The 6,667-nt window shown below is 35.7% G+C and carries 6 protein-coding genes; all 6 read right to left on the bottom strand.

The window, feature by feature from the left end:
* Positions 1-113: 113 nt before the first annotated feature.
* Positions 114-458 carry a 50S ribosomal protein L20 gene (gene rplT / locus PMI13_RS01750; protein WP_007840009.1) on the bottom strand — a complete coding sequence of 115 codons (345 nt, stop codon included), beginning with the start codon at positions 456-458 and terminating at the stop codon, positions 114-116.
* Between the two features lie 122 nt (positions 459-580).
* Positions 581-778: a 50S ribosomal protein L35 gene (rpmI, locus tag PMI13_RS01745; RefSeq protein ID WP_007840008.1), complete on the bottom strand. Its 198-nt coding sequence runs from the start codon at positions 776-778 to the stop codon at positions 581-583.
* A 93-nt stretch (positions 779-871) separates the two neighbouring features.
* A complete protein-coding gene (locus PMI13_RS01740) occupies positions 872-2,647 on the bottom strand; it encodes an ArnT family glycosyltransferase (RefSeq protein WP_007840007.1) in 1,776 nt (591 codons plus the stop codon).
* 86 nt (positions 2,648-2,733) lie between these two features.
* Entirely contained in the window at positions 2,734-3,555 is an 822-nt protein-coding gene (locus PMI13_RS01735) for an alpha/beta fold hydrolase (RefSeq protein WP_007840005.1), read from the bottom strand.
* A gap of 186 nt (positions 3,556-3,741) precedes the next feature.
* Complete coding sequence (gene infC, locus PMI13_RS01730) at positions 3,742-4,272, bottom strand: translation initiation factor IF-3 (RefSeq protein WP_007840003.1); 531 nt, start codon at positions 4,270-4,272, stop codon at positions 3,742-3,744.
* 74 nt (positions 4,273-4,346) lie between these two features.
* Positions 4,347-6,266: a threonine--tRNA ligase gene (thrS, locus tag PMI13_RS01725; protein WP_007840002.1), complete on the bottom strand. Its 1,920-nt coding sequence runs from the start codon at positions 6,264-6,266 to the stop codon at positions 4,347-4,349.
* Positions 6,267-6,667: the final 401 nt, after the last annotated feature.

Below are 6,667 nucleotides of genomic sequence, written 5' to 3'. Positions count from 1 at the left end.
CATAAGAGTGACTGTTTTTATGATTTTGTAGTCAACCTTTTTCAGGACGAGACAGAATAAAAAAATCCCGGGCAAAAAACCCGGGATTTATATTGATAACAAAAAATTCTACATTATTTTACTTGATCTACAACAGCTTTGAAAGCTTCAGGGTGATTCATTGCTAAATCTGCTAAAACTTTTCTGTTAAGCTCTACGTTGTTCTTTTTAAGAGCTCCCATAAACTGAGAGTAAGACATTCCGTGCTCTCTGGTACCTGCATTGATACGAGTGATCCAAAGTGATCTGAAGTTTCTCTTTTTCTCTTTTCTACCACGGTAAGCATATTGCATTGCTTTTTCTACCGCGTTTTTAGCTACAGTCCAAACGTTCTTTCTTCTACCGAAAAAACCTTTAGCTTGCTTAAAAATTTTCTTTCTGCGAGCTCTTGAAGCTACGGCATTTACTGATCTTGGCATAATTTAAATTGTTTTTTTGAAAAGGGCGGTAATTTATTTCATTACACTTATCTGCTCCGTTTCAGGGTTAAAAATTCTGAATTTGTTTTAATTCCTATAAACCGAATATAGATTTATAAAAACTACTTAATTGCTAATTGACGTTTAACACTTTTTTCGTCCACAGAAGCAACATAAGAAGTTTGCGTAAGATTTCTCTTTTGCTTAGTTTCTTTCTTAGTTAAGATGTGGCTTTTGTAAGCATTTTTTCTTTTGATCTTACCAGAACCAGTAAGAGCAAAACGCTTTTTAGCACCTGATTTCGTTTTTAATTTTGGCATTGTTTTGCTTTTTATTGTTTTGTTATCAATATCTGTATTGGCTTCCTCGAAAAATATCCGGGAATAATAGTGTGCAAAGATACAAAAAAAACATTAATCTTTTCCTTCCAATACAAGAGATTCTAATAAACTGTTTTCGTCAGGACTTACAGAAATTTCCAATCTGTTATTTTTATAATAGATCTGTGTCCGGAAACTGACATTTTTATCACTATTAACCTGCTTTAATAACCACTTTTTTTCGGAAATTCCGTCAAGAGACAGGGTATAGGTATTTCCTTTGAGTACATTTTTTAAAAGCTTTTTTCCAGAAAACAGGCTGATTGTATCTGTAGGATGACTGAATAAGTATCCCGGGATTTTCAACACATTTTCAGTCTTTTGAATTCCATTGTTCTTACCGTACTTATTAAAAAACAGCAAATATTCGTGATCCCTTTCCTTTGATAAGACTTTAACAAAATTCTGATTGAATATTTTATTTTTCTTTAACTGGTCACCAATATTGAAAGAAGGCGCTGCCCCCGTATTGAAAATCACAATATCCGGATTTTGCTTCATGGTGTAGTTGGCATCACCTAATTCGTGAGCCAGTGAACCCATCCCAAAACTGACCGGCGGATGTCTTGGAATATAATAATCATTCAGTCCCAGCATATCGATTGATGGCAATCCTGAAGAATAGGGGATCGAACCGGCAGACGTAACGGCGATTAAAGTCTTATCAGGAAATGTATTTTTCAATCTTACTCCAAGCTGCATTCCACGGAATTCCCATCTTTCCTGAATGGCTTTCTGGTTTTCCGGAAGTTTGATCTGGATGATAAAATTTAGAATTAACAGGATAATAATACCCAATCCAATTTTACGGTTATTGAAATCAATTATTTTAACGGCATTTAATCCTATAATAACTGCAAATACTAAAAATATCAGAACAATTTCATAATGCCTGTAGCCCGGAAAAATATCTCCACCCACTAAGCTTACATAAGAGGTCCATGCAAGAATATTCAGTAAAAGGAAAATCCCAACTGCATTTTTTCTTTTAAAAACCAGGACCAGGAGCAGATAAATTCCGAGGGAAGAAATAACAAGGGTCCCCAGAAAAGCTTTAACATGATAAAATATGCCTCTGATGATATGATAAAATGTGATTTTCACTTTTACAAGGGCAGTATTCGGTACCAGTTCACCATAATAGGTATATCTGAAAATAAGCTGGGCTAAAAGAAACAGGGAAGGAATAACAGCAACGGCAAAAGTTATTTTAATAAAATCCGTTTTATGATTCCGCTTAATAAATAACAGAAAAACGGATGTGATGGTTGTAAATAAAAAACCGTCAGGCCTTGTGATAGCGAGTAATCCTAACCAGACTGATAAATAATAAATTCTTTTTAAGCTGTTTTCATTGATGATTCGTATCACTTCAGTTAAAATCAGGGTAATCAGCAATGCATATAAAGGCTGTTCTAATCCGCCAATCGCCCAGATGGCAAAGCATGGAGTGGTAACAAGCAGAATAACGCCTAAGAAAACATATTTCTTTTTTATATTTTGTTTCGCGAAAAAACTGATGATAAGCCAGATAATTCCTACTGAACAAAGCAGACCTAAAATTCTCGCTGCCATAATAAGGTCAATTCCCAGCTGTCCTAAAAAAGAGACGCCTAAAATCCACAGAAAATTGGAATAGCCTTCTACAGGATCTCCGTCATTCCAGCTTAATCCTTTTCCATCAATAAAACGTTGGGCATACCGGAGTGAAATTAAACTGTCATCAGAAATAAAAGGGTAGTAGCAAAAACAGCTTCCCAGGAATATAATGACACAAACAATAAAAAAGGCTCCATATACGGATTTCATTCAATGAGTTTAAGTCTGCAAAATAACGAAAAAAGCAAAAAACTGCAGACTTTTGTCCGCAGTTTTTAAATTATAATAAGTTGAAATTATGATTTGAAAAATTCCAAAAGATCTTTATTGATTGTTTCTGCCTCTGTAGTCGGCATACCGTGAGGGAATCCCGGGTAAGAAATCAGTTTCCCGTTTTTCAGCAGGGAAGCAGCAACTTTTCCTGTCGTTTCAAAAGGAACGATCTGGTCATCTTCACCGTGCAATACCAAAACAGGAACATCCACACTTTTTAAATCTTCTGTGAAATCTGTTTCTGAAAAAGCTTTAATGCAATCGAAATGAGCTTTTATGGAACCACTCATTCCCTGTCTCCACCAGTTTCTCTGGATTCCTTCGGAAACATTTGCACCTTCTCTGTTGTACCCGTAGAATGGGAATGTAAGATCAATATAGAATTGTTGTCTGTGTTTAGATGTATTATTTCTGATATCATCAAAAACAGAGATCGGAACACCGTTCGGATTATTCTCATTCTGAACCATGATCGGAGTTACAGCGCTTATTAAAACCGCCTTTGCCACTCTTCCTTTACCGTGTTTCGCAACATATCTGATTACTTCACCACCGCCTGTAGAATGCCCCACATGGATTACATCCTTTAAATCCAGTGCTGTAACAATTTCATCCACATCAGAAGCATAAGTGTCCATTTCATGTCCATATGGAGTCTGCTCCGATCTTCCGTGCCCTCTTCTGTCGTGGGCAATTACTCTGTATCCCTGTTCAAGGAAGAAAAACATCTGTGCATCCCAATCATCACCGGATAATGGCCATCCGTGATGAAAGAATACAGGCTGTCCTTTCCCCCAGTCTTTATAATAAATCTCAGTTCCGTCTTTTAATGTAAGTGTACTCATTGCTTTTTTGTTTATGTTATTAATAATACTTGTTTGTTATTTCTAAAGCAAATGTAAGATGAAATTTATGATTGAATCTTAACATAGGATATATATTAATGATTATTTAATAACTAATTTTAAATAAAAAAACCTCAAATCGCTTTGAGGTTTATATTTTGTGTACAGATATACAATCTATATCAATTATTTTGCTGGTTTTTTAGGACTCATCATCATGATCATTCTTTTTCCTTCCAATTTAGGCAGCTGATCTACTTTACCCACGTGCTCTAACTCCTGAGCCAGTTTTAAAAGCAGAATCTCTCCCTGATCTTTAAAGATAATCGAACGTCCTTTAAAAAATACATAGGTTTTTAATTTAGAGCCTTCTTCAAGGAATTTCTCAGCATGCTTCTTCTTGAATTCATAATCGTGGTCATCAGTCTGAGGCCCGAAACGGATCTCTTTTACCACTACTTTTACCTGCTTAGCTTTAAGCTCCTTTTGTTTTTTCTTTTGCTCGTATAAAAACTTTTTATAGTCTAATACTCTCGCAATGAAAGGTTCAGCCTTGTCGGAAATTACTACCAAATCTAATTCCTGATCTCGGGCAATCTGTAAAGCTTTATCCAAGGGGTAAACTCCTGGCTCTACATTATCTCCTACCAAACGAACTTCTCTGGCTCTAATTTTACCATTAATTTGATGCAAATCTTCCTGTACGGGACGACGCATTGGGCCTCTGTTGTTAAATCTTTGTGCTATTGTCTTAAATTTTATTGGTTAACTTTTCTATTTAGCAGCCTTGTTTATACTGCTGCTTCTTTTTTAAAATAATTGATGAAATCCTCAGTACTCATTACTCCAAGATCACCTTCACCACGTCTTCTTACAGAAATTGTGCCATCCTTCTCTTCATTTTCTCCTATAACAAGCATGAATGGAATTTTCTTTAATTCTGCATCACGGATCTTTTTCCCTGTTTTCTCATTTCTGTCATCAATCTGACCGCTAATATCGTGATTTTCCAAAAATTGTGAAACTTTTTTTGCATAATCTACATATTTTTCACTGATGGGTAGAATTATATACTGGTCAGGACTCAACCATAATGGGAAATCTCCTGCAGTATTTTCTAATAATATTGCGATAAAACGTTCCATAGATCCAAATGGAGCTCTGTGGATCATAATAGGTCTGTGCTTTTCATTATCGTTTCCGATGTAATGAAGATCAAATCTTTCCGGTAAGTTATAATCTACCTGGATTGTTCCCAACTGCCATTTTCTTCCTAAGGCATCTTTCACCATAAAATCCAGTTTCGGGCCATAAAAAGCTGCTTCTCCGTATTCTGTGATGGTATTTAATCCTTTTTCTTTTGCAGCAGTAACAATTGCATTTTCTGCTTTTTCCCAGTTTTCATCACTACCGATATACTTTTCAGTATTTTCAGGATCTCTTAATGAAATCTGAGCAGTGAAATCTGCAAATCCAAGGGAACCAAAAACATAAAGAACTAAATCAATTGTTTTTTTGAATTCCTCCATCAGCTGATCCGGAGTACAGAAAAGGTGGGCATCATCCTGGGTAAAACCACGAACTCTGGTTAATCCGTGAAGTTCTCCACTTTGTTCATATCTGTAAACTGTTCCGAATTCTGCATATCTTTTCGGCAGATCCCTGTAGCTCCATTGTGAAGTTTTGTAAATTTCACAGTGGTGCGGGCAGTTCATGGGCTTCAGCATAAATTCTTCTCCTTCATTTGGAGTTTTAATTGGCTGGAAGCTGTCTGCACCATATTTATCCCAGTGTCCAGAAGTTACATATAATTCTTTGGCACCGATGTGTGGTGACATTACGAATTCATAGCCTCCTTTTTTCTGTGCATCGGTAAGGAAATTCTCTAATTTCTTTCTTAAAGCAGTTCCTTTGGGTAGCCAAAGTGGCAAACCTGCACCTACTTTTTCGGAAAATGCAAAAATTCCTAATTCTTTACCCAGTTTTCTGTGATCCCTTCTTTTAGCTTCTTCAAGTCTTTCAAGATATTCAGTCAGGTCTTTCTGTTTAGGGAAAGAAATACCGTAAACCCTTGTTAACTGAGGATTTTTTTCATTTCCTCTCCAGTAAGCTCCGGCAGCATTTAATATTTTTACTGCTTTTACAATTCCTGTATTCGGAATGTGCCCTCCACGACATAAATCGGTGAAGTTATCATGAGTTACAAAAGTAATTTCCCCATCATTAAGATTAGAGATAAGCTCTACTTTATAAGGGTTGTCTGCATAGGTTTTCAATGCATCCTCTTTAGAAACCGGATATAAGGAGAAAGTTGAACCTTTCTTGGCATTTTCCAGGATTTTCTTTTCAATCTTCTCAAAATCTTTTTCAGATAAGCTTTCGTCCCCGAAATCTACATCATAATAGAATCCGCTTTCAATAGCAGGACCAATGGTGAGCTTAGCATCAGGATAAAATTCAAGGATCGCCTGCGCCAGTAAGTGGGCAGAAGAATGCCAGAAAGCTTTCTTTCCAAGATCATCATTCCAGGTCAGCAGTTGTATCGTAGAATCCGTGGTTATAGGTGTGGTCGTCTCTACTTGTTTGCCGTTAACAATTGCGGAAATGGTATTTCTAGCCAATCCCTCGCTTATAGATTTTGCCACATCTAAAGGAGTAACTTCTCCTTCAAATTCTTTGACACTACTGTCTGGAAGTGTAATTTTTATCATTGTTTACTAAGAAATTTTAAGATGCAAAAATACGCATTTTTTATTTAAAATAATATAATAACGTATATTTGAATGAAGAATTAATGCTAAATAACGAAAAACATATTGTTGTTTTTGTTGTCAGTATGTTTTAAAGAATTTCAGTCTTCAGAATTCCAATAAATTCCGGAAGAATAAAAGTTGAAAATTATTATTGTAAAAGCAATTTTCGTCTTATTTCTTTGTCAGATTATCAATATCCTTATTTTCTTTGATGAATTTAAAAACAGATGTGGCTTCGAGAACCTCAGCCACCTGACAGTTTTCCTTTTTAAATGGTTTGTGGAAACATAAAACGTTCAATAATGTAAATGATTCTCAAATCCACCTGACAGTTTTCCTTTTTTATAATGATTGATAGA

The sequence above is a fragment of the Chryseobacterium populi genome, from assembly GCF_000282115.1.
GTDB classification, from domain to species: Bacteria; Bacteroidota; Bacteroidia; order Flavobacteriales; family Weeksellaceae; genus Chryseobacterium; species Chryseobacterium populi.
The sequence above is the reverse complement of the archived record's forward strand: the minus strand, read 5'-3'. Positions and strand labels throughout refer to the sequence as shown.

Excerpts from the sequence above, each read along its gene's own strand:
- rpmI (WP_007840008.1), bottom strand. The coding sequence starts at position 778 with ATGCCAAAATTAAAAACGAAATCAGGTGCTAAAAAGCGTTTTGCTCTT.
- rplT (WP_007840009.1), bottom strand. The coding sequence starts at position 458 with ATGCCAAGATCAGTAAATGCCGTAGCTTCAAGAGCTCGCAGAAAGAAA.
- thrS (WP_007840002.1), bottom strand. The coding sequence starts at position 6,266 with ATGATAAAAATTACACTTCCAGACAGTAGTGTCAAAGAATTTGAAGGA.
- infC (WP_007840003.1), bottom strand. The coding sequence starts at position 4,272 with ATGCGTCGTCCCGTACAGGAAGATTTGCATCAAATTAATGGTAAAATT.
- PMI13_RS01740 (WP_007840007.1), bottom strand. The coding sequence starts at position 2,647 with ATGAAATCCGTATATGGAGCCTTTTTTATTGTTTGTGTCATTATATTC.
- PMI13_RS01735 (WP_007840005.1), bottom strand. The coding sequence starts at position 3,555 with ATGAGTACACTTACATTAAAAGACGGAACTGAGATTTATTATAAAGAC.